Source organism: Nocardia jiangsuensis, from assembly GCF_042650385.1.
Lineage (GTDB): Bacteria > Actinomycetota > Actinomycetes > Mycobacteriales > Mycobacteriaceae > Nocardia > Nocardia jiangsuensis.
In genome coordinates this window covers 25,627-47,404 of record NZ_JBHSAX010000007.1, presented here as the reverse complement: position 1 = coordinate 47,404, position 21,778 = coordinate 25,627, and the positions used below count along the sequence as shown (strand labels likewise).

The 21,778-nt window shown below is 70.5% G+C and carries 25 protein-coding genes and 1 pseudogene; 15 read left to right on the top strand and 11 right to left on the bottom strand.

Annotation, left to right across the window (positions count from 1 at the left end; all coding sequences use genetic code 11):
• Positions 1-5: 5 nt before the first annotated feature.
• Complete coding sequence (locus ACFO0B_RS07880; RefSeq protein WP_378611658.1) at positions 6-827, top strand: carboxymuconolactone decarboxylase family protein; 822 nt, start codon at positions 6-8, stop codon at positions 825-827.
• Positions 824-2,278: an aldehyde dehydrogenase family protein gene (locus ACFO0B_RS07875; RefSeq protein ID WP_378611657.1), complete on the top strand. Its 1,455-nt coding sequence runs from the start codon at positions 824-826 to the stop codon at positions 2,276-2,278. The genes ACFO0B_RS07880 and ACFO0B_RS07875 overlap by 4 nt, the downstream gene beginning before the upstream one ends.
• A 44-nt stretch (positions 2,279-2,322) precedes the next feature.
• On the opposite strand, the gene ACFO0B_RS07870 is transcribed toward ACFO0B_RS07875, so the two are convergent.
• Positions 2,323-3,141, bottom strand: coding sequence for an NAD(P)-dependent oxidoreductase (locus tag ACFO0B_RS07870; RefSeq protein WP_378611656.1), 819 nt, complete (start codon positions 3,139-3,141; stop codon positions 2,323-2,325).
• A gap of 173 nt (positions 3,142-3,314) precedes the next feature.
• Between ACFO0B_RS07870 and ACFO0B_RS07865 the strand changes: the two genes are divergently transcribed.
• From ACFO0B_RS07865 to ACFO0B_RS07855, 3 genes are read left to right on the top strand one after another with little or no spacing between them, the layout of a single operon-like run.
• On the top strand, positions 3,315-4,598 hold the full coding sequence (locus ACFO0B_RS07865) for a cytochrome P450 (RefSeq protein ID WP_378611655.1): 1,284 nt from the start codon (positions 3,315-3,317) through the stop codon (positions 4,596-4,598).
• Positions 4,595-4,777, top strand: a complete 183-nt coding sequence (locus ACFO0B_RS07860; protein ID WP_378611654.1) for a ferredoxin — start codon at positions 4,595-4,597, stop codon at positions 4,775-4,777. The genes ACFO0B_RS07865 and ACFO0B_RS07860 overlap by 4 nt, the downstream gene beginning before the upstream one ends.
• A 29-nt stretch (positions 4,778-4,806) precedes the next feature.
• Entirely contained in the window at positions 4,807-5,625 is an 819-nt protein-coding gene (locus tag ACFO0B_RS07855; protein WP_378611653.1) for a mycofactocin-coupled SDR family oxidoreductase, read from the top strand.
• A 238-nt stretch (positions 5,626-5,863) separates the two neighbouring features.
• On the opposite strand, the gene ACFO0B_RS07850 is transcribed toward ACFO0B_RS07855, so the two are convergent.
• Positions 5,864-7,144: a cytochrome P450 gene (locus tag ACFO0B_RS07850; RefSeq protein WP_378611652.1), complete on the bottom strand. Its 1,281-nt coding sequence runs from the start codon at positions 7,142-7,144 to the stop codon at positions 5,864-5,866.
• A 224-nt stretch (positions 7,145-7,368) separates the two neighbouring features.
• On the opposite strand from ACFO0B_RS07850, the gene ACFO0B_RS07845 reads away from it, so the two are divergent.
• Together ACFO0B_RS07845 and ACFO0B_RS07840 are read left to right on the top strand one after the other, a co-directional pair.
• Positions 7,369-8,208: a mycofactocin-coupled SDR family oxidoreductase gene (locus ACFO0B_RS07845; protein ID WP_378611651.1), complete on the top strand. Its 840-nt coding sequence runs from the start codon at positions 7,369-7,371 to the stop codon at positions 8,206-8,208.
• Between the two features lie 228 nt (positions 8,209-8,436).
• Positions 8,437-9,006 carry a TetR/AcrR family transcriptional regulator gene (locus ACFO0B_RS07840; RefSeq protein ID WP_378611879.1) on the top strand — a complete coding sequence of 190 codons (570 nt, stop codon included), beginning with the start codon at positions 8,437-8,439 and terminating at the stop codon, positions 9,004-9,006.
• A gap of 35 nt (positions 9,007-9,041) precedes the next feature.
• Here the strand turns inward: ACFO0B_RS07840 and ACFO0B_RS07835 are convergent, their stop codons facing one another.
• On the bottom strand, positions 9,042-9,251 hold the full coding sequence (locus tag ACFO0B_RS07835; protein WP_378611650.1) for a hypothetical protein: 210 nt from the start codon (positions 9,249-9,251) through the stop codon (positions 9,042-9,044).
• Between the two features lie 374 nt (positions 9,252-9,625).
• Positions 9,626-9,907 carry a hypothetical protein gene (locus ACFO0B_RS07830; RefSeq protein ID WP_378611649.1) on the bottom strand — a complete coding sequence of 94 codons (282 nt, stop codon included), beginning with the start codon at positions 9,905-9,907 and terminating at the stop codon, positions 9,626-9,628.
• Positions 9,908-9,932: 25 nt separating this feature from the next.
• On the opposite strand from ACFO0B_RS07830, the pseudogene ACFO0B_RS07825 reads away from it, so the two are divergent.
• A pseudogene (locus ACFO0B_RS07825) lies at positions 9,933-10,058 on the top strand (LLM class flavin-dependent oxidoreductase); the annotation flags it as partial.
• 415 nt (positions 10,059-10,473) lie between these two features.
• Here the strand turns inward: ACFO0B_RS07825 and ACFO0B_RS07820 are convergent.
• Both ACFO0B_RS07820 and ACFO0B_RS07815 read right to left on the bottom strand, forming a co-directional pair.
• Positions 10,474-11,688 carry a hypothetical protein gene (locus ACFO0B_RS07820; RefSeq protein WP_378611648.1) on the bottom strand — a complete coding sequence of 405 codons (1,215 nt, stop codon included), beginning with the start codon at positions 11,686-11,688 and terminating at the stop codon, positions 10,474-10,476.
• A gap of 209 nt (positions 11,689-11,897) precedes the next feature.
• On the bottom strand, positions 11,898-12,275 hold the full coding sequence (locus tag ACFO0B_RS07815; RefSeq protein ID WP_378611647.1) for a DoxX family protein: 378 nt from the start codon (positions 12,273-12,275) through the stop codon (positions 11,898-11,900).
• A 133-nt stretch (positions 12,276-12,408) separates the two neighbouring features.
• On the opposite strand from ACFO0B_RS07815, the gene ACFO0B_RS07810 reads away from it, so the two are divergent.
• On the top strand, positions 12,409-13,293 hold the full coding sequence (locus tag ACFO0B_RS07810; RefSeq protein ID WP_378611646.1) for an RNA polymerase sigma-70 factor: 885 nt from the start codon (positions 12,409-12,411) through the stop codon (positions 13,291-13,293).
• Here ACFO0B_RS07810 and ACFO0B_RS07805 read toward each other — a convergent pair.
• Both ACFO0B_RS07805 and ACFO0B_RS07800 read right to left on the bottom strand, forming a co-directional pair.
• Entirely contained in the window at positions 13,283-13,696 is a 414-nt protein-coding gene (locus ACFO0B_RS07805) for an MmcQ/YjbR family DNA-binding protein (RefSeq protein ID WP_378611645.1), read from the bottom strand. The two genes, ACFO0B_RS07810 and ACFO0B_RS07805, sit on opposite strands and share 11 nt — an antisense overlap.
• Before the next feature lie 9 nt (positions 13,697-13,705).
• Positions 13,706-14,041, bottom strand: a complete 336-nt coding sequence (locus ACFO0B_RS07800) for a hypothetical protein (RefSeq protein ID WP_378611644.1) — start codon at positions 14,039-14,041, stop codon at positions 13,706-13,708.
• Positions 14,042-14,142: 101 nt separating this feature from the next.
• On the opposite strand from ACFO0B_RS07800, the gene ACFO0B_RS07795 reads away from it, so the two are divergent.
• Positions 14,143-15,108: a helix-turn-helix transcriptional regulator gene (locus ACFO0B_RS07795; protein WP_378611643.1), complete on the top strand. Its 966-nt coding sequence runs from the start codon at positions 14,143-14,145 to the stop codon at positions 15,106-15,108.
• Here the strand turns inward: ACFO0B_RS07795 and ACFO0B_RS07790 are convergent.
• Positions 15,076-17,277 (bottom strand): MMPL family transporter, encoded by a 2,202-nt coding sequence (locus ACFO0B_RS07790; RefSeq protein ID WP_449289788.1) that lies wholly within the window; start codon positions 17,275-17,277, stop codon positions 15,076-15,078. The genes ACFO0B_RS07795 and ACFO0B_RS07790 overlap by 33 nt on opposite strands.
• Positions 17,278-17,445: 168 nt before the next feature.
• Here ACFO0B_RS07790 and ACFO0B_RS07785 point away from each other — a divergent pair, with 168 nt between their 5' ends.
• From ACFO0B_RS07785 to ACFO0B_RS07765, 5 genes are all read left to right on the top strand, one after another.
• Positions 17,446-17,892, top strand: a complete 447-nt coding sequence (locus tag ACFO0B_RS07785) for a hypothetical protein (protein ID WP_378611641.1) — start codon at positions 17,446-17,448, stop codon at positions 17,890-17,892.
• A gap of 56 nt (positions 17,893-17,948) precedes the next feature.
• A complete protein-coding gene (locus ACFO0B_RS07780; RefSeq protein ID WP_378611640.1) occupies positions 17,949-18,524 on the top strand; it encodes a DUF1707 SHOCT-like domain-containing protein in 576 nt (191 codons plus the stop codon).
• Positions 18,525-18,607: 83 nt separating this feature from the next.
• Entirely contained in the window at positions 18,608-19,555 is a 948-nt protein-coding gene (locus ACFO0B_RS07775; protein WP_378611639.1) for an ATP-binding cassette domain-containing protein, read from the top strand.
• Positions 19,552-20,328 (top strand): ABC transporter permease, encoded by a 777-nt coding sequence (locus tag ACFO0B_RS07770; protein WP_378611638.1) that lies wholly within the window; start codon positions 19,552-19,554, stop codon positions 20,326-20,328. The genes ACFO0B_RS07775 and ACFO0B_RS07770 overlap by 4 nt, the downstream gene beginning before the upstream one ends.
• A complete protein-coding gene (locus tag ACFO0B_RS07765; RefSeq protein WP_378611637.1) occupies positions 20,325-21,119 on the top strand; it encodes an ABC transporter permease in 795 nt (264 codons plus the stop codon). The genes ACFO0B_RS07770 and ACFO0B_RS07765 overlap by 4 nt, the downstream gene beginning before the upstream one ends.
• On the opposite strand, the gene ACFO0B_RS07760 is transcribed toward ACFO0B_RS07765, so the two are convergent.
• Both ACFO0B_RS07760 and ACFO0B_RS07755 read right to left on the bottom strand, forming a co-directional pair.
• A complete protein-coding gene (locus ACFO0B_RS07760) occupies positions 21,120-21,386 on the bottom strand; it encodes a Txe/YoeB family addiction module toxin (protein WP_378611636.1) in 267 nt (88 codons plus the stop codon).
• Positions 21,383-21,778 carry a type II toxin-antitoxin system Phd/YefM family antitoxin gene (locus ACFO0B_RS07755; protein WP_378611635.1) on the bottom strand — a complete coding sequence of 132 codons (396 nt, stop codon included), beginning with the start codon at positions 21,776-21,778 and terminating at the stop codon, positions 21,383-21,385. The genes ACFO0B_RS07760 and ACFO0B_RS07755 overlap by 4 nt, the downstream gene beginning before the upstream one ends.

Genomic DNA, 21,778 nt, shown 5'->3' with positions numbered 1-21,778 from the left:
AACACATGCAAACCACCGATACCGCCACCGGCTCACGCTCGGAGCGAGGGCGCCAGGCCTTCACCGAAGTCATGACCTTCGACCCGCCCCCCGGCCCCGCGGCACCAGACAGCCTGCTGGACTACGTCTTCGCCGAGGTGTGGACCCGTCCGGTGCTCAGCCGCCGCGACCGGCGCTTCGTCACCCTGGCCTGCGTCGCCGACTCCGACGCCGAGCAGCTACTGATCGACCACGTCTACGCCGCGCTGAACAGCGGCGACCTCTCCATCGTCGAAATGCGGGAGACGGTGCTGCATTTCGCGGTCTATGCCGGCTGGCCCAAGGCGTCGCGGTTCAATATCGTCGTCGACCAGCAGTGGGACCGCATCCACCGCGAGCGCGGCCTGCCGGTCCCCGCCCCCGAACCGCTGCTGCCGCTGGTCACCCCGAGCGACCCCGAAGAGCGGCTGGTTCGCGGCACGCAGTCGTTCAAGGACGTCAATTGCATGCCGTTCGCCCCGGACCGGAACAACCCCTACCAGGGCGCGGGCATCCTGAACTTCGTCTTCGGCGAAATGTGGCTGCGCCCGGGGCTCTCGATGAAGGCGCGCCGGTTGATCACGGTGGCCTGCGTCGGGTTCCAGGACGCCCCGCTGCCGATCCTGTCCCACGTCTACGCGGCGCTGAAGAGCCGGGACGTGTCGTTCGAGGAGATGGACGAGCTGGCGCTCCAGTTCGGCGCCTACTGCGGGCTGCCCAAGGGCACCTACCTCAGCCAGGTCATCCGGGAACAGAAGGGTCGCGTCGTGCACGAGTGGCGCGTCGAAGCCGAGCAGGAGCAGTCGTGAGCACCACCGAGACGTTGAACGGCGCGCTGCTCATCGGCGGGGACCGGATCACCGCCGCCGCGGGCGGGTCGCAGGACCACATCTTCCCGGCCACCGGGCAGCCGAACGGGACGGTCGCGCTCGCGGGCGCCGAAGACATCGAACTCGCCGTTCGAGCCGGGCGCGAAGCGCAGCGGGAATGGATCTCCTACTCCGCCGATCGCCGCCGTGACCTGCTGATCGACCTCGCCGACGCGGTGCACGAGCACACGGCCGAGCTGAGCCGGTTGAACGTGCACGACTACGGGGTGCCGATCTCCTTCGCGATCAATACCATTGTGCTCGAACGGTTCCTGCGGCACTACGCCGGTTACGTCGACAAGCCGCACGGGCTCAGCACGCCGGTCGCCGAGTCCCCCGACCTGAATCTCGTCGAGCGCGAGCCCTACGGCGTGGTCGGGGTGATCGCGCCCTGGAACGGCGCGATGGTGGTCGCGGGGTCGTGCGTCGCCCCCGCACTGGCGGCGGGCAACGCGGTGCTGTTCAAGCCGTCGGCGCTGGCGCCGTTCGCGGCGTTGCGCTTCGGCGAGCTGTGCCTCGAGGCCGGGCTGCCGCCCGGGCTGGTGAACGTCGTGCCCGCCCGCGCCGAGGGCGGCGAGGCGCTGGTGCGGCACCCGGGGATCCGCAAGATCCACTTCACCGGGGGCGGGGTGACCGCGCGCAAGATCCTGGCGGCCGCGGCGGAGAACCTGATCCCGGTGGTCGCCGAGCTCGGCGGCAAGTCGGCGAACATCGTCTTCGCCGACGCCGATCTCGACTATGCCGCGCGGCTGTCGGCCTACCAGGGGCCGATCGTGCAGTCCGGGCAGAGTTGTGCGTCCGCGAGCCGGGTGCTGGTGCACGAATCGGTCTACGACGCCTTCGTGGAGAAGTTCGTCGCCACCGTCGAGCAGGCGGCGGTGGGCGACCCGTTCGATCCCGCCGTCGTCTTCGGCCCGGTGATCAGCGAGCTCGATGCCACCCGCATCCTGTCGGTGATCGACGAGGCCGTCGCGACCGGCGCCGGTGAACTCGTCACCGGCGGCAAACGGATGGGCGGGGCGCTGGCCGGCGGTTACTACCTCGAGCCGACGGTGTTCGGCGAGGTCGACAACGGCTCGCCGCTGGCGCGCACCGAGACCTTCGGGCCGGTCGTGTCGATCCTGCGCTTCCGAGACGAGGCCGAGGCCGTGCGGCTGGCCAACGACAGTCCGTACGGGCTCAACGCCTTCATCCAGACCACCGATCTGGTGTGCGCGCACCGGGTGGCTCGGCAGCTGGAGGCGGGGTCGATCTGGATCAACCAGGTCAGCGATATCTCGCCGCAGGGGCCCTACGGCGGCTACAAGCAGAGCGGCTTCGGCCGCACCGGCGGCCTGGACGGGCTCTACGAGTTCCTGCAGGTCAAGAACATTCGCATCGGCATGAGCTGAGCGGTGCGGGTGCCCGGCACGCGATGCCGGGCACCCGTGCTCGGTCAGCGGTGCGCGGACATGAGCGTCAGCGCCGCCTCGGCTGCCTCGACGACCGCGCCGCGGGCGGCACCGGCGCGCCCGACGAGATCACCGACCAGCCCCACGTCCTTGCGGAGGAGATCACCGGCATGAGCCGCCAACACCTCGAGGCTGCCGTTCATCGGCGCGATCGCAGACAGCGCGAAGCTGTTGGCGGTGCCGTTGGTGAGGACCTCACCCAGCCGGGCCCGGTCGACGCCCAGCTCTTCCCCGAGCGTGAAGGCGCTGGCGGCAGCCGCGAGGTGCGCGGTGAACAGCAGGTTGTTCAGCAGCTTGGCCACCTGCCCCGCCCCGGTCGAGCCCAGGTGCAGCACGTGACCGGCGTAGGCGTCGAACACCGGACGGCAGCGCTGCACGACGCCGCTCTCGCCACCGGCCATGACCAGCAGCCTGCCCTCGGCGGCCGCCTGGCCGCCGCCGCTGACCGGTGCGTCGACCACGTGGACCCCGCGCGTGGCCGCGGTCTCGGCCAGCGCCAGGCAGGTGTCGGGGTGCACCGTGCTGTGCACCGCGATCACCCCGCCCGGCGCCAGCCCGCTCAGCACCCCCTCCGGTCCGCCGACGACCTGCTCGACATCGGCATCGCCGACCACGCACAGGCACACCAGGTCGCTGGCGGCGGCGAGCGCGGCGGGGCTGTCCGCCACCGTGGCTCCGCAATCGGCGAACGGCTCCAGCATCTGCGGGCGCCGGGCCCACAGCACCAGCGGATGCCCCGCAGCCGCGATCCGCCGGGCCATTGGCCCGCCCTGACTACCGAGCCCGATGAAACCTACCCGCATCTACGTACTCCCAACTTGCGATTCTTGACCGGTCGATAAAATGTCGCACTGCCGAATCGAGCTGTCAAGAATGTCAATTGTATTGGACGGCAATACAATTGAATACTCAGTCACGTCAAAACCACGAAGTATTACTCCAATAATGATCGACCACTAAGAGAAAGGCCGGGCGCATGACCGAGCCGGCAGTCGTTGACTATTTCACCGATGCCGAGGTGGCACAGAGCCCCTACGAGTATCTGGCCCACCTGCGCAGCCGGAACCCGGTGTTCCGCGAGCCGCACCACGACGTCGTGGTGATCACCGGTTATCAGGAGGCCAACGAGGTCTTCCGTGACCCCGAGCGGTTCTCGGCCTGCGTCGCCATCGGCGGCCCCTTCCCGCCGCTGCCCTTCGTGCCCGAGGGCGACGACATCAGCGAGCAGATCGAGGCGCACCGGCACTGCTTCCCGATCTTCGAGCACATGGTCACCATGGACCCGCCGGAGCACACCCGGACGCGGACCCTGCTGAGCCGGCTGCTCACCCCCAAGCGGCTCAAGGAGAACCAGGACTACATGTGGCGCCAGGCCGACCGGCAGTTCGACGAGATCGCCGCGCTCGGCCGCTGCGACTTCCTCGCCGACTACGCCAAGCCCTTCGCCACCCTGGTCATCGCCGACCTGCTCGGTGTGCCCGAGGGCGACCGCGACGAGTTCCGGGCCAGGCTCGCCGGGCACAAGGAGCCGGGCACCCGGGTCGGCGCGCTCGACAGCGAACCGGTGGGCAGCAATCCGCTGCAATGGCTGGAGGACACCTTCGGCGACTACATCGCAGACCGCAGGGCCACCCCGCGCGGCGACATCCTCGGCGTGCTCGCCGAGACCACCTACCCCGACGGCACGCTGCCCGAGCTCATCGACATCGTGCGTCCGGCGACCTTCCTGTTCGCCGCCGGGCAGGAGACCGTCACCAAACTGCTCAGCTCCGCCGTGCGCGTGCTGGCCGAACAACCCGAGCTGCAGCGGCTGCTGCGCGCGGACCGCAGCCTGGTCGGCGCGTTCATCGAGGAATCGCTGCGCTACGAGAGCCCGACCAAGGTCGACTTCCGCCTGACCCGCAAGAGCACCGAGGTCGGCGGGGTCGACATCCCGGCGGGCAGCGTGGTGATGCTCGCCATCGGCGCCGCCAACCGCGACCCCCGCAAGTTCGACGCCCCCGACACCTTCGACCTGGCCCGCCCCAACGCCCGCGAACACATCGCCTTCGGCCGCGGCATCCACACCTGCGCGGGCGCACCCCTCGCGCGCACCGAGGGCCAGGTGACGCTGAACCGCATGCTCGACCGGCTGCACGACATCGCCATCGACGACAGCGTGCACGGCCCCGCCGACCGGCGCGACTACCGCTACGAGCCCACCTTCCTGCTGCGCGGGCTGCAGGAACTGCACATCACCTACACCGAGGCCCCGCAGTGAAGGTCACCGTCGACGCCGACCGGTGCCGCGGCCACGGCGTCTGCGTGGCCCTGTGCCCCGAGGTCTTCACCCTCACCGACGACGGCTACGCCGTCACCGGTGATGCCGCGCCGGAGCAAGCCGCCGCCGTCGACGACGCGGCACATGCCTGCCCCGAGCAGGCGATCACCACCGAGTAGTACGACACGCACGCACAGGAGGATTCATCATGGGAAAGCTCGACGGCAGGGTCGCCTTCATCACCGGAGCCGCGCGCGGCCAGGGCCGCAGCCACGCGGTCCGGCTCGCGCAGGAGGGCGCCGATGTGATCGCGGTCGACATCTGCTCGCAGCTCGAATCGGTCCGGTACCCGATGGGCACCACCGACGAGCTGGAACAGACCGCCGAGGAGGTCCGCGCCACCGGCCGCCGCATCGTGGCACGCCGGGCCGACGTCCGCGACGTCACCGCGCTGCGCGCGGCCTTCGACGAGGGCGTCGCCGAGCTGGGACCGGTCGACATCGTGCTCGCCAACGCCGGAATCGGCGCGGGTGGCTCCGCGGTCACCGAGGAACAGGAGTGGGACGACGTCGTCGGCGTCAACCTCACCGGGGTGTGGAACACCGGGCGCGTCGCGATCCCCGCCATGGTCGAGCGCGGGCGCGGCGGCTCCATCGTGCTCACCAGCTCCACCGGCGGCCTGATCGGCGTCGGCATCCCGACCGCGGGCTTCCTCGGCTACACCGCCGCCAAACACGGCGTCGTCGGGCTGATGCGGTCGTGGGCCAACTACCTCGCCCCGCACAACATCCGGGTCAACAGCGTCGCGCCCACCGCGGTGCGCACCCCGATGGCTGCCGACGGAGACCTGCAGGCGATCATGGAGCGCTCCCCCCAGCTGGCCCAGGCGCTGTCCAATGCCATGCCGGTGGACCTGGTCGAGCCGCTCGACGTCTCGAACGCGATCGCCTGGCTCGTCTCCGACGACGCCCGCTACGTGACCGGCACCGTCGTCCCGGTCGACGCCGGGCAGCTCAACAAACGTTAGCGACGCAATTCCCATCGGAAGCGCTGTGACTGGTGTCACAATGTGGTGACCACAGTCTCACGAGCACGGGCAGGCCGATTGGACCTCGACCGGAGAAACATCCCGATCACCAACTGGTGGCCATACGCGCAAAGCCACCGGCTGCGCAATCGTCTCGCCGTCGTCGCCCCCGACGCCGGCGGCGTGATAGTGCACGCTGGCGGCTGGCTCTGCGACCGCGCCATGGCGGGATGGGATGTCAGTTCGCGGTTCGGTAGGTGATGTGCAGTTCCTGTAGTCCGCGCAGCAGGAAGGTGGGTTCGTACCGGAAGTCGCGGTTCCCGGGTGCGCCGTGGGCGTCGTCATCGATGGCGAGGTCGGTGACCCGGTCGAGCAGCCGGTCCAGGGTGACCAGCCCTTCGGTGCGGGCGAGCGGAGCGCCCGCGCAGGTGTGGACACCGCGGCCGAAGGCGATGTGCTCGCGCGAGTTCGGGCGGTCGAGGCGGAACTCGTCGGGGGCGTCGAACTTGCGGGGGTCGCGGTTGGCGGCGGCGATGCAGAGCATCACGATGCTGCCCGCGGGGATGTCGACGTCGCCGACCCGGGTCGATTTCCTGGCCAGCCGGAAATCGACCTTGGTGGGGCTCTCGAAGCGCAGTGCCTCCTCGATGAACGGCGCGACCAGGCCGCGGTCCGCGCGCAGGAGTTCCTGGTATTCGGGGTGTTCGGCGAGCACCCGGATCGCGGAGCTCAGCAGTTTGGTGACCGTCTCCATACCGGCGGCGAACAGGAAGGTTGCCGGGCGGACCACATCGATCAGCTCGGGCAGCGTGCCGTCGGGGTAGGTGGTGGCGGCGAGCACGCCGAGGATGTCGCCGCGCGGGGTTGCGCGCCGGTCGCCGAGGTACCGGCCGAAGGTGTCCTCCAGCCACTGCAGCGGATTGCTGCCGACCGGTTCACTGTCCAGCGCGCCGACCCGGCTGCCCGGCTCCTCGTGCCCGGTCAGGCGGCGCCGGAACTCCGCGCGGTCCTCCTCCGGGACACCGAGCAGGTCGGCGATGACCAGGGTGGCGAAGGGTTTGGCGTAGTCGCCGAGGAATTCGCAGCGCCCCGCCTCGAGAATCGCGTCCAGCCTGCGGTCGGCCAGGCCGAGCATGTAGTCGCGGTTCTCCTTGAGCCGCTTGGGGGTGAGCAGCCGGCTCAGCAGGGTCCGGGTCCGGGTGTGGTCCGGCGGGTCCATGGTGACCATGTGCTCGAAGATCGGGAACCGGTGCCGGTGTGCCTCGATCTGAGCGCTGATGTCGTCGCCCTCGGGAACGAAGGGCAGCGGCGGGAACGGGCCGCCGATCGAGACGCACGCCGAGAACGAATCGTGGTCGCGGAAGATCGTGTCGGCCTCCCGGTAGCCGGTGACGACCAGGACGCCGTGGTGCGGTTCCCGCAGGATCGGGTTCCGGCTGCGCAGCCCGGCCAGGAACGGATACGGATCCTGGGCCAGCGACGCGTCGGAGAAGTAGTCGAGGAACGCCGCATCGGTCACGGGCTCGCCTTTCGGTGCGGGATTCGGCGGGCCGCCGGTACCTGTCACGGCGAGACTCGCTGATCGATCGATAAGTGCACGGAGTGTGTGCATTGGTACCACAGGCCGCAAAACCTGGTCAAGGCCCATTCTCGTTTAAGAGAATGTCATTGACAGGAGCAGCTCAGAGGTGTCCACTTTTATCGGGTGATAAACGATTAACGAACGAAAGACGAGGTGTTTCCATGACCGGTCGGGTCGAAGGCAAGGTCGCCTTCATCACGGGTGCGGCGCGTGGGCAGGGCCGCAGCCACGCGGTGCAGCTGGCGCGCGAGGGCGCCGACATCATCGCGGTGGACGTGTGCGCGCCGGTCAGTGGCACCGACAAGATCGCGCATTCGACGCCGGAGGACCTGGCCGAGACCGTGAAACTGGTCGAGGAGACGGGCAGGCGGATCGTCGCCGCGCAGGTCGATGTACGCGACTACGACGCGCTGTCAGCAGCGGTGGACGCGGGGGTGGAGCAGCTGGGGCGGCTGGATATCGTGGTGGCCAATGCCGGGATCGGCAACGGCGGCGAGACGCTGGACAAGACCAGCGAGCAGGACTGGAACACGATGATCGACATCAACCTGTCGGGGGTGTGGAAGTCGGTGAAGGCCGCGGTGCCGCACCTGCTCGCGGGCGAGCGCGGCGGGTCGATCATCCTGACCAGCTCGGTCGGCGGGCTCAAGGCATACCCGAACACCGGCCACTACATCGCCGCCAAGCACGGTGTCGTCGGGCTGATGCGCACCTTCGCCGTGGAGCTGGGGCAGCACTCGATCCGGGTGAACTCGGTGCACCCGACGAATGTGAATACCCCGATGTTCATGAACGAGAACACCATGAAGATGTTCCGCCCGGACCTGGAAAACCCCGGCGTCGAGGACTTCCGGGTGGTCGCCCAGTTCATGCACGTGCTGCCGATCGGCTGGGTCGAGCCGGAGGACATCAGCAACGCGGTGCTGTTCCTGGCGTCCGACGAATCCCGCTACGTGACCGGGCTGCCGCTCACTGTCGACGGCGGCAGCATGCTGAAGTAGCGAACGGCGCGTCGACGGACACATCGGCGCGGGCGAGTGGACACCTCGGGACGGCAACCTCTGACAGGCGAACCCGGAGCTGATCGAGTGGCAGTATTTGCCAGAGCTTGACCAGTGGTTATTATCGGTTGATCAAATGCTAGAGTGCCGTATGCGTACTGCGACGAACAGTGAACCGCGCTGATGGCTCCTCGTACGCCGAGCGGGGCGCCGGGGGCCAAGGAACGCCTGATGGCCGCGATCGAGCACATCATGGGGGAGGAAGGGTACGCTGCGGCGACCTCGCGCCGCGTCGCCGATCATGCCGGGGTCAGGTCGACGCTGGTCTACTACTACTTCCCGACCATGGACGACCTGTTCGTCGCCGTCCTGCGCGACAGCGGTGAACGGGCGCTGACCCGGATGCGCGCCGCCCTCACCGATGACGACCCGCTCCGGGTGCTGTGGCTGATCAACAGCGACTCCGGCTACACCCGGCTCAGCACCGAGTGGATGGCGCTGGCGAACCACCGCAAGGTGATCGGCGCCGAACTGAAGGTCTTCGCTCAACGGGTGCGCGAGATCGAGTCCGCCGCGGTGACGATGGTGCTGCGCGCGCACGGCGTCGATCTCGCCGAATTCCCGCCGGTCGTGATGTCGATACTGCTGACCGGCGCCGCGCGCATCATCTGCAACGAGAGTGCGGTCGGCATGGTGGAGGGGCACGAGGAACTCCGCCGCTTCGTCGAGAATCTCATCGCCCCCTACCGGCTCCCCGCCCCACGGCCCCTGGATCAGCAGACGGCCGGTCGAGGTTGAAGGGTGCGGCCGAGTTCGATGCTCGCTGGATTTCCTCACATTCGGTCGCTGGTGTCGGCACTCTTCAGGGTGCGGAAGCATTCGAAGCGACCGCGGTGCTCGGCGGCGACGCCCGCAGCAGCCAGCGCGTGGGCCTTGAACGCCGAGCCCGCGGTGCTGATGCGATAGATCGTCGGCGTCAGTCGATTGTCGAACTCCCGGGCGAGGTCGTCGCACCAGAGGGAGAGTTCCCTCGAGCGAGGCACTCGTGTAGCCCCGCGCCGGACGCGCTAGTCGCTGTCGCAGCGTTCCGGTGCGAGGAACAGCGCTTGCAGCCAAACCTGATAGACGGGGACAGCCAGCGGGCCTTCCGGTTCCATCGCCGTGACGCCGAGGATCCGCAGCGGCTGTCAGCCGGCGGTGTCGGCCGATGCGACCGTGAGGAGTTCACGCAGCGTGTAGAGCTGGACGCTGCGGGATTCGAGAGGTAGCGGGTACGGCTGTTCGGCGCGCGCGGGAGCCGCCGCGGCAAGTGCCAGCGCACCGAGGACGCTGGACGCCGCGGCGGTCCGGAGAAATCCTCGACGGTCGAGTCGAGGCCGTGGCACGACGCCGGAGCGGTGGACGCACACGGGGATTCCTAGGGTAGCGCGGTGGTGCGCCGACAGAGTGTGCGCGGACAGGATGGCCCGGTGTCCGCGCAGTTCTCGTCGAGGCGGGGTTGTAGCTTGTTCCGTTGTCCGGCGTCGTCCGGGACAACCGAGCCGGTGCCGGAGTCGTCGGAGAGCAGCCGGGCGGTGGTATTGCAGACGTCGAGCGGCTCGGCCGAGTCCGACGGACATGGGTTGGCGAGTGCCTGCGCCATGGCCGTATTGCGCTCCATGATGCCCTCCAGGTCGTCCCGGGCCTCGGAAGTGCGCAACGCTGTCGAAGCGACGGTATTCACAGGAGCCCGCGACACTCTCGGGCTGGACCGGTTCATGCTGCACACCAGCGTCGGCACGCTCCCCCCGGAGAAGGTCGGCCACGCCATCGAGTTGCTCGGCGCGAAGGTGGCCCCGCAGCTGCGCTGACCGATCGCGCAGGGCCCGGTGCTCCCTCGTCGTTCGGCGCAAGCACACCCGCGCTGATCAGGTGCTCGGCCTTCCCGGGAGGGGCAGGCGCCACCGCGGTCCGGGAGTGTTCGCGGCGGGGCGGGACGCCTCCGGGTCGCACCGGCAGATGTCGGAGCCGGTGCCGTCGTGACGGACGAGCAGCCGCCCTTCCCTGCGGCTGCGCATAGAGGCCGGGGAGGGGGACGTGCTGGCGCAGACGACCGCGGAGGTGATCCGGCACGCGGTCGTCGGCGCCGCCCAGTAGGTCACCGGAAGACGATCTGCGGGCCTGGCGCGACGCAGTGGTCGCGGGCGGCACCGGTATTCGTGACCGCCTACGAGGGCGGCGTGCTCGTGGCCCGGGTGCGGCGGGAGTGCCGGAACCGCGCGGGGATCAGCAGCTCGGCGGCCAGCTGTTGGGCTGTCGCGAAACCCCGGCAGCGAGCGCGCCTGCCAGGATGTTCTCCGCCCCGATCAGCCCGCGCGCCGCGATCGCGCCGGGCGAGAGCGTGCTCGCCCGCTCGAGCTCGGCCCCGGCCAACGGGGCCTCGACGGCGTCGAAGAGCCGGGCGACCCCGTCGAGACCGTAGTCGGCGAGCGCTTTGTCGAGGGAGTAGATGCCGACATCGCCGGTCGTGAGTGCGGCGGCGAGCCGGGTGTCGGTGATCATTTCGTTCAGATCGTCCTTGTACGGGCCCTCCCCTGCCTCGCCGAGGCTGAAGGTGGCGGCATCGCCGTACCAGCGGCGCATGTCCTGGATGTAGGCGGCGTGGATCGAGGGGCCGGGATCGGTGCCGAGCAACCCGGCATAAACCGAACGCATCGCCATGAACGCCACCTCGCGGAAGGTGCCCGGCCGGGACAGGGGCATGTTCAGCCCGTCCGTGAACGCGGTGTCGCCGTCGGTGATGTCGTCGAACAGGAACGAGTACGTGGCCGCTGTCGCGGGGTACCCGTGGTCCTCCAGCCACGCCACGACCCGTTCGTATCCGCGCATCGCCGCGCACTGTCCCGCGGGGTCGATATTCTCCCCGAGCATCCGGACGACCGGAACCGGTTGCCGCGGCAGGTTGCCGAGCGTCGCGGTGTCGGCAAGGGGCGCCTCGAGGTCCAACAGCACCTGCCGCGGCCGGAAGCCGATCTCGCGGGCCCAGGTGTCGAAGTCGCGGACCATCTGTTCGTGCAGGGCGAGGTTGTCCTCGGTCGCCCAGTAGCCGTCGCCGTAGGGCACGGTCAACCACGCCACGACACCGACGTTGTTGCGCTCCGCGGTCCGCAGCAGTGCGGGCAGCTCGTCGAAGTGCGGTTTGCCCGCCGGGATCGGCCCGAAGTCGCGCTGCCACCGCATGTTGATCGAGATCCGGGCGTGCCGATCGCCGAGTAGCTGCCACAGCTCCGGGGTGTACATGCTCAGGTCGCGCGGCACGGTCCAGTAGGTCTCCGGGTCCGGAGCCTGGCCTGCGGTGAAGCCGTGCAGGGTGGAGACCTCCTCGGCGGCTGCGAAAACCAGGCGCGAAGGCGTTGGCGCCGCGGCGGGTTCGGCATGCGACAGGGGGGCGGCGTTGGACAGGAGCAGCGCCGACGCGACCGCCAGTACCTTCTTCCACATACGGAGAGACGATATCGTAGGTACTGATTGAATACCAATTGTACCTATGATGCCGAGCCTGCCGGGCTCTTCGAACCGCACCGGGCTCGTCGTACACCGGACGTGGTCGCCGCGAAGACGGCGGGTCTGCGCGATGCCGTCGGGCCGGACCGCTTCAGGCTGTACGCCGGCGGAGCGCTCGGCCCGCAGCCGCGCTGAACGGTGACGGCTCAGAAGGCGTACGGGCCGAAGCGTCCCCAGACCAGGAGGCCGGCCAGCACGAGATAGAGCGAATTCAGGGCGATGGGCAGAGATTCGCGGTATCGGTAGTGCGTGGCCATCGCGCCGAGCATGAGCAGGACCCAGCACAGGGCGGTGACCGGCACCAGGACCGGAGCGATGTCGAGGACCGCGGGCAGGATCAGCCCGACGGCCGCGAGCAGTTCCAGCACGCCGAGGGTTCGGACGACGGCGGGGTGGGTGTGGCCGGTCCACTGCCCACCGGGTGCGGCGGCCAGAGTCCGGATCGGCACGAAGGTCTTGGTCGCCCCTCCTGCCAGTGCCACTGCGGCGAGCAGTGCGGCGACGATCCAGAGGGTGTGGTTCATAGAATTCTCCTCGCGAATTCGGTCGATCGATTCGCACACTGGACACCGGGCCCGCTTCGGTTGTGACGGACGGTTGTCACAGCTCGGCGGCGGCCGGTGTCCGGTATGTGACCCCCGAGATCGAGGAGACCCAGTGACCGACGCCGATCCGCACACCGAGACCTTCGTGGCGCACCGCAACCTGCTGTTCACGGTGGCCTACGAGATCCTCGGCTCGGCGAGCGACGCGGAGGACGTGCTGCAGGAGAGCTGGCTGCGCTGGGCCGAGGTGGAGCTGGGTTGGATCCAGGACCGGCGCGCCTACCTGGTGCGGATCGTCACCAGGCAGGCGCTGAACCGGCTGCGCACGCTGGGCAGGCGCAAGGAGTCGTATGTCGGGCCGTGGCTGCCGGAGCCGCTGCTCACCGCCCCGGATGTCGCCGCCGACGTGGAGCTGGCGGACAGCGTCTCGATGGCCATGCTGCTCGTACTGGAGACGCTGGGGCCGACCGAGCGCGCGGTGTTCGTGCTGCGCGAGGTGTTCGCGTTCGACTACGCCGAGATCGCCGCTGCGGTCGGGAAGACGCCGGCGGCGGTGCGGCAGATCGCGCACCGGGCCCGCGCGCACGTCACCGCGCGCAGACCGCGCAGCACGGTCTCGGCCGAGGAGACCCGCTCGGTGCTGGACGCTTTCCGGCGCGCGGCGAGCACCGGTGACCTGCGCGGGCTGCTCGACCTGCTCGCCCCGGACGTGCTGCTGGTCGGCGACGGCGGCGGCATCGTCCAGGCCCTGCCGCGGCCGGTGCGTGGTGCGCACCGGGTGGCCCGGGTGCTCGCCAACGAGAAGGTCGGCGCGGTCGCCGGGCTGCTGGAGCCGACGACCGTCAACGGCCACCCCGCGCTGGTTCTCCGGACGGACGGCGTGCTCGACACGGTGCTCTCCATCCACCTGGAGGCGGGCCGGATCATCGGCATCTACGCCGTGCGCAACCCGGAGAAGCTCGCGCACATGCACCGGGAGAACCCGCTCACGACCTGACCGACTCCAGCCACGCCCGCCCCCGCCGCGCGGAGGCGCGGGAGAGCCAGGCGTCCTGGACGACCTCGGTGAGCTCGGCCAGCCCGATTCGGCCGATCTCGCTGCCGCGCAGCAGCACCGACGGGTGGCCGTCGAAGTGCGGGGTGCTGAAGAAGGGGGTGCCCGGGTCCTGGATCAGGGCCAGTTTGTCGGCCTCGGACTCCACCCAGAACACGATGACGTCGTCGTACTTCTCCCCCGTGTCCGGGTCGACGGCGTCCGGGCGCGGGGTGCGGAAGAAGACGAAGGACTTGCCGCCGACCTGGTAGACGGCATTGCCCCGCCCGCCTTCGACGCGGGTGGTGTGCGGCATGGCGGCGGCGATCCGGTGCACGTCGTCGACGCGGGCGGGGCGGTCGGCCATGCCGCCACGCTACGCCGCGGGGAGCCCGCCGCGGTCGAACTCCGACCAGTGCACGACGGTGTTCTGCTTCTCCGCGATCCCGCGCACGACGGACTTGCGGCTCGGGAAGACCGCGACGCCGGTCGGCACGCCGGAATCGCGCAGGGCGGCGCCCCAGGATTCGGGCTCCCCGGCCGGAGCCGTCGTCGTCCCAGGCCGGGATGGTGATCGGGTCGTCGAGATGCACGCCGAGCAGCAGCTCCGCAGCGATCCGGCCCAGCTCCGGTGCGATGAACGAGCGGGCGTCGCCACCCTGCGCGCCGAGCCGCTCGTAGCCGAGCCGGCCATGAGTTCGGCGATCAGCACCGCCGCGCGCTCGGTCGCGGCGGCACCGGGTATACCGGCGGCCCGGAGTTACGAGCGACTTAGGCCGGATCCTGTCCTAATCGGATGGCATTCTGGAACCCGTGAACGATCCATCGGCACGCCTGCTGCGGCTGCTCGGCCTGCTGCAGACCCCCCGCGACTGGCCGGGCACCGAACTGGCGGCCCGGCTCGGCGTCAGCGCGCGCACGGTGCGCCGCGACATCGAGCGGCTGCGCGGGCTCGGCTACCCGGTGCACGCCACCCAGGGCAGCGTCGGCTACCGGCTCGCGGCGGGCGCGACGGTGCCGCCGCTGCTGCTCGACGACGAGGAGGCGCTGGCCGTCGCGGTGGGGTTGCGCACCGTCACCGGCGGCACGGTGAGCGGGATCGAGGAGGCCTCGCTGCGCGCGCTGGCCAAGCTGGAGCAGGTGCTCCCGTCCCGGCTCCGGCACCGGCTGACGGCGTTGCAGCGCAGCATGGTCCGGGTGAGCGGGTCCGGGCCCCGGGTCGACCCGAACGTGCTGATCGCCATCTCCGAGGCGACGCACCGCCGCGAACGGCTGCGCTTCGACTACCGCGACCGCGCGGGCGCGGCGACCATCCGGGATGTCGAGCCGGAGGCGGTGGTGAACTTCAGCAGGCACTGGTACCTGGTCGGCTGGGACACCGACCGCGCGGACTGGCGCTCCTTCCGGGTCGACCGCCTGCACCCGCGCATCCCCACCGGCCCCCGCTTCACCCCGCGCGAACTCCCGGGCGGCGACGTGGTGGCCTACCTGTCGCAGCGGCTCTCCGCCGACGCCTGGCCGCACCGGGCGGTCGTCACCCTGCACGCCTCCGCCGAGCACCTCGCCGACCGGATCTGGCCGGGCATGGGCACCCTGGAGGCCGTGGACGACACCCGCTGCCTGCTGCACCTCGGCGCCGACTCGCCCGCGGCGCTCACTTGGATGCTCACCGCGGTGGACGTCGACTTCACCGTGGACGGGCCGCCGGAGCTGGTGGCGGCGGTGCGCGCGCTGGGCGATCGGTGCCTAGCGGCGATCGCCGGCCAGGACCGGCACTGACGGCTCGGGCTCCGGCACCGGCTCGAATTCGGACAGCCCCGCCCTCCGCTGCACCCGCTTCATCCAGGCGGGCGCCCACCAGCAGTCGTCGCCGAGCAGCTTCATGACGGCGGGAACGAGCAGCATGCGCAGCACGGTGGCGTCGATGATCAGCGCGGCGATCATGCCGTAGGCGATGTACTGCATCATCACCAGGTCGGAGAAGGCGAAGGCGCCGACGACGACGAGCAGGATGAGCGCGGCGGCGGTGATGATCCGGCCGGTCTGCGCGGTGCCGCTGCGCACCGCGTCGGTGGTGGTGGCGCCGCGGGCCCGCGCCTCGACCATGCGGGAGAGCAGGAACACCTCGTAATCGGTGGAGAGGCCGTAGATCACGGCCATGATGACCACCAGGATGTTGGCCTGGATCGGCTGCGGCGTGAAGTCGAGCACCCCCGCGCCGTGGCCGTCGACGAAGATCCAGGTCAGGATGCCGAGCGTGGAGCCGAGGCCGAGCGCGCTCATGAGCGCGGCCTTGATCGGCAGGATCAGCGAGCCGAAGGTCAGGAACATGAGCGCGGTGGTGACCAGGACGACCAGTGCGATCATCCACGGCATCCGGGTGAGCAGGGTCTCGATGCTGTCGTGCTGCATGGCGGGCACGCCGCCGACCAGCATTCGCACCCCCTCCGGCCGATCGAGCCCGCGCAGGTGGTCGATGGTGGTGTCGGCCTCGTCGGGGTCGGCGAGCACCGCGCTCGTGCGGAAGACGGTGGGGTCGGTGGCGGAGCGGCTGGGCAGGGTGAACTGCTCGGCCAGGTTCGGCGAGCTGTTCGCCTCCTTCAGCAACCGTCCGATCGCCGTGGTGTCGGTGCCGGTGAAGATCAGCTCGATGGGGTCGGAGCGGCGCAGCGGGAAGTGGGTGTCGATCTCGGTCTGGGCCAGCCGGGTCGGGTTGTCCGGCGGCAGGTACTTCTCGCTGAACCCGCCGAAGGCCAGGTTCTTCATCGGCACGATCAGGATGGCGAGCAGCAGCACCAGCGGCACCGCGATCTTCAGCGGGTGCCGCATCACCCAGCGGGTGAGCCGCCCCCAGAACCCGGCCTCCACCTCGGCGGCGGTGCGGGTGCGGGCGAAGCGGGGCAGCCCGGCGGCGTCGATCCGCCTGCCGAGCACCGCCAGGATCGCGGGCAGGATGGTGACGGCGGTGAGCGCGGCCATGGTGACCGTGGCCATGGCGCCGTAGCCGATGGATTTCAGGAAGGTCTGCGGGAAGAGGAGCAGCCCGCCGAGGCTCGCGACGATCATGGTCGCGGAGAACACGACGGTGCGCCCGGCGGTGGTCACCGTGCGGCGGACCGCGGTGGCGGTGTCGTGCCCCTCGGCCAGCTCCTCGCGGAATCGGCTCACGATGAACAGGCCGTAGTCGATCGCCAGCCCGAGCCCGATCATCGAGACCACCGGGGAGACGAAGGAATTCACCTCGGCCAGGTGCGTGAGGCCGCGCACGATGCCGAAGGCACCGAAGACCGTCAGCCCGCCGACCACCAGCGGCAGGGCCGCCGCCACCAGCCCGCCGAACACGAAGAACAGCAGCACCCCGACGGCGGGGAAGGCGAGCAGCTCCATCCGGTGGATGTCGGCGGCGATGGTGTCGTTCAGCGCCCCCGCCACCGGCTGCAACCCGCCGACCTCGACCTCGACGCCGGGAATCGTGAAGGCGTCCTGCACGATCCGGTAGTTGCGCAGCACCTCGGTGTCGGTGTCGCCACGCAGCGCGATCGAGGCGACGGCCCGCGTGCGGTCGGCGGTGGCGGCCGCGGCGCCGCTGAGCTTGCCGGTCTCGGTCGGCCAGTAGGCGGCGTTCACACCCGCGATCTGCTCCGGGTGCGCGCGGGGCAGCGCGTTCAGGCTGCCGGTGACGGCGGCCGCGAAGGCCGGATCGTCCACCGTCTTCCCGGCGGGCGCGGTGTAGAGGAGCACCACGTCCACGTCGTGGTTGCGCCCGAACGCGGCGTCGGCCAGCTGCCCGGCCTGAGCCGACTCCGAGCCCGGGTCGAACATGCCGCCCTCGCTCAGCTGGTCGGCGTGCCCGGCGCCGTAGGCCGCCAGCGTCAGCATGGCCGCCGCGACCACCCCGATCACCGGCCACCGCCAGCGCGAAACCCGTGCGCCCCACCAGGCGAACAAACCGGACCACCACCTTTCCACTCCGCTACACGAACGGATCATCCGCGCGTTCGAGTTCCCCGGCCGCGCCGGGAAAGGCGGGGATTGTCAAGAAGAATGCCGAACCGGACGGCGGGGTATTTACAGTGACAGGCGGCGCGATGGCCGCGCCGGACCGGAAGGAGATCCATGCGCTCCGCGCTGCTGGCCGTTTCCCTGCTCACGGGGGCTCTCGCCCTGGTCGGCTGTGCTGCCGACGATTCGGCGGGCACCACCGCCGCCGCGGCCGATTCCTCGCTGACCGTCGGCGGCGAGCCGACCCCGAGCGCCCCGGCCACCACGAAGCCGGTCCCGAACGGCACCCCGGTGACCATCAAGGCGGGCACCGGCACCGAGATGTTCGGCGTCCCCGACGTGCGGGTGCGGATCACCACCTGCGACACCGACACCGAGCTGGCCACCGTGGTGACCGATCGCGACGGCACCGCCACGCACGGCGTCACCGAGGCAGGCTGCTACCGCGCGACGGTGCTCTCGGTGCCCGGCGGCTGCCACCCGAACGAGGTGGCGACCAGCACCGTCGTGGTGAAGCTCGGCGAGCCCGCCTCGACGCGGTTTCTCATCCACTGCGCCTGAATCCGCGCCGCTACCATCGGCGGTGACGGCCGACCCCCTCACAGCGGAGCGCGACGATGACCGACGGTGACGACATCCGGCTCAGCGACGAGGAGCGCCTGCACGCGCTGAACGTCCTCGGCGAGCACTACGCGGCGGGGCGGCTGGACGGCGACGAGTTCTACGAGCGCTCCGGCGCGGTCGCCGCGGGCCGGACCGTCGGCGCGCTGCGCGAGCCGTTCCGCGGGCTGCCCGGCGGCGTGCCGCTGCGCGAGGAGGGCGGGTCGATCCGGCGGGTCGGCGACGCGGGGCCGCAGCCGCTCGCGAAGCAGGAGGAGAGCTCACCCGCGGCCGAGCTGGAGTCGCTGCGGCACCGCGGCAAAGTGGTGGAGACCGTCGACGGGGTGATCCTCGGGCTCACCCTGCTGGTGTTCCTGGTCCTGCAGTTCGCCGTCGACTGGAGCTGGGCGTGGCTGGTCTGGCCGTCGCTGGCGGTGACGCTCTCGGTGCCCCGGCTCATCTATCACTTCGGGGACGAGGACGAGAAGATGTACAAGGAGCTCAAGAAGGCCGACGCCAAGTCCCGGCGCAAGCGGCTGGAGCAGGCCGGTGCGCGGATCCGCGAACTCGAGGACAAGAGGGACGAATCGTAGGGCACGGGCTGGTCCCGGGGGCCGATCTCCGATAGCTTAGGTTAGCCTGCCCTGAACAAGCGCGGGCGGAACCAGGAGTGAGGGTGTCGACGGTACCGGCGATCGAAATCAGTGGTCTGGTCAAGAAATACGGCGAGGTGACGGCGCTCGGCGGCATCTCCTTCGAGGTGGCCCGCGGGGAGGTGCTCGGGCTGCTCGGCCCCAACGGCAGCGGCAAGACCACCACGGTCACGTTGCTCGCCACCCTGCAGCGCCCCACCGCGGGCAGCGCGCGGATCTGCGGCCACGACGTGGTCGCCGAGGCCGCCCTCGTGCGCGAGCTGGTCTCGCTGACCGGGCAGTACGCCGCGCTGGACGAGGGGCTGAGCGCGGTCGAGAACCTCGCCGTCTTCGGCAGGCTCACCGGGCTCGGCGGCAAGCACCTGAAGGCCAGGATCGCCGAGCTGGTCGAGCAGTTCGACCTCGGCACCGTGCGCGACCGCCGGGTCGGCGCGCTCTCCGGCGGCATGCGGCGCCGGGTCGACATCGCGAGCGCGCTGGTCACCCGGCCCGAGGTGCTCTTCCTGGACGAGCCGACCACCGGGCTGGACCCGCGCAGCCGCGCCGCGGTCTGGGACACCGTCGCCGGGCTGCGCGAGGCGGGCATCACCGTGCTGCTCACCACGCAGTACCTGGAGGAGGCGGATCGGCTCGCCGATCACATCGTCATGCTGAACCGCGGCGAGATCGTCGCCGCGGGCACGCCGGGCAGGCTGAAGAAGGAGGCGGGCGCCGCCGTCTGTGAGGTCACGTTGGCACACCGCAGCGACACCGCGCGGGTGCTGGAGCTGCTCGGCGGGCTGGAGCTGGTCGAGGCGCCGGAGGAGAGCCAGGCGCACCCCCGGCTGGTGTTCCGCGCACCGCACGGCATGACCACCGTCGCCGAGGCCATCGCGCGGCTGGACGGCGCGGGTATCGAGGTCGTCGACATCGGGCTCCGCCAGCCCTCGCTGGACGAGGTGTTCCTGCAGCTCACCGAGGTGACGCCGTGACCGCGCCCGCCCGTGCGTCGGTCGGGCTGATCCCGGCCACCGGCACCCTGGCCAGGCAGAAGATCCTGGCCGCGCTGCGCTCCGGCGAGGTGCTCTTCGCGGTCTTCGGGCCGATCGTCTTCTTCGTCTGCTTCTACGGCCCGCTGCACCGTCAGTTCGAGCGCGCGGGCGGCGACTACGCGCAGTTCATCACGCCGATCATCCTGCTGCAGGCGGGGATCTTCACCGCCATCACCGCGACCGAGATCGCGGGCAACGACGCGCGGGCCGGGGTGCACGAGCGCATGATGTCGCTGCCGATCCCGCGCACCGCGCCCTTCCTCGGGCGGATGGCCTGGGTGGTCGTGCGGATGCTGCTCACCCTGGCCGCCGGGCTCGGCATCGGGCACGCGCTCGGCTTCCGGTTCGAGGGGTCGCTCCCGGACACCGCGCTCTTCGCGCTGCTGGTGGTGGCGTTCGGGCTGTCGCTGAGCATGCTCACCGATGCGGCCGGGTCGGTGGCGAAGAACGCGGTGTCGGTGGCGACGGTGCTGATGATCCCGCAGCTGATCCTGGTGCTCGCCTCCACCGGGCTGGTTCCGGCGCAGGGCTTTCCGGAATGGGCGCGGCCCTTCGTGCGGAACCAGCCGATGTCGGTCTTCACCGACGCGCTGCGCGGGCTCGCGGCGGGCGCCGACCCCGAGCTGACCGCCGTGCTGGCCTGGACGGCCGGGCTGCTCCTGGCCGGGACCGCGGCCATCGTCGCGGCGGGCCGAGCGCAGGTGAACCGATGACCGCCACCTGGCCGGAGCGGCGCGCGGTGCCGCTGGCCTCGCAGTCCCTGGTGCAGGCGGGCGCGCTGCTGCGCACCTGGTCGCGCGATCCGGGGATCGTGGTGCAGTCGCTGGTCTTCCCGGCGTTCATGCTGCTCATGTTCCAGCTCGTGCTCGGCGAGACCGTGACCACCATGGGCGGCGGCGACAGCGTCTACGGCAATACCGGGCTGGTCGCGCTGGTCGGCGCGCTCTTCGGCACGCTCGCCACCGCCATCACGCTCATCCACGAGCGCGACACCGGGCTGCTCGCCCGCATGTGGACGCTGCCGGTGCCGCGGGCCGGGTTCATCGCGGGCAGGTTGCTCGCCGAGGCGGTGCGCGCCGGGCTCGCCACCGTCGTGCTCTTCGCGGTCGCGGTGCCGCTCGGGTTCCGCTTCGACCACGGGCTCCTCGCCGGCGTCGGCGCGGTGCTGGTTCCGATGATCTTCGGGGTCGGCATCGCGGTCCCCGTGCTCGCGCTCGCCACCCTCGCCTCCGGCAAGGGCGCGGTGCAGCAGCTCGGCGGCCTCTTCCTGCTGCTGCTCTTCTTCAACGGCGGCTTCGCCCCGGTGGACCAGTACTGGGGCTGGATCCAGCCCTTCGTGCGGCACCAGCCCATGACACCGGCCATCGACGCCGTCCGGGGACTCACCGAGGGCGGACCGGTCCTCGCTCCCCTGCTCACCACGGTGCTGTGGACGGTCGGGTTGATCGCGGTGTTCGGGCCGATCGCGGTGCGCGGGTATCGGCGGGCGGCGGAGCAGCGGTAGTCACTCGTAGTGCGTGCCGACCTGGATCACGACGATATCGGTGTCGGTGACGTAGTAGATGAGCCGGTGCTCCTGGGTGATGCGGCGGGACCAGTTCCCCGCGAGCTGATGTTTCAGCCGCTCCGGCTTGCCGATCCCAGCGGACGGGTCGGCCAGGGTGGCGTCGATCATCTTGTTCGCCGCCTGCGATATCTGCCGGTCGCGGGTGAGCCACGCGGAGTAGCTGCGCCAGCCCTGGTCGGTGAAGGAGAGTTTCCGATCGGTCACTGCGTCTCGTGCCGGTCGAGTTCCCGCTGGACGAGCGCGCTGAGCTGCTCGGCGGTGGCGCCGCCGGCGAGGCCGGCCCTGACCCGTTCCAGCGCGGCCACCACCGCCGACGCGGGCCGCGGCTCGGTGATCGGCGACGCCTCCGGGTCCAGGAGTTCGCGCGCCTCGGTCCGGCCCTCGCGGGCGTCCTCGGCGGATTTCAGCAGCTGCACCCCGCCGTGCGTACGCAGCACGTAGAGCGCCTCCAGCAGCGAGTTCCAGTCGGACTCGGCCACCAGGACGGCGTTCTCGCCGGTCTTGGTCACGACCGTGAGCGGGTCGTGATCGTCGTTCACCTGCTGGACCAGGCCGAACAGGTTCTGACGGACGGTGGAGATGGGTAGCGACGGCAC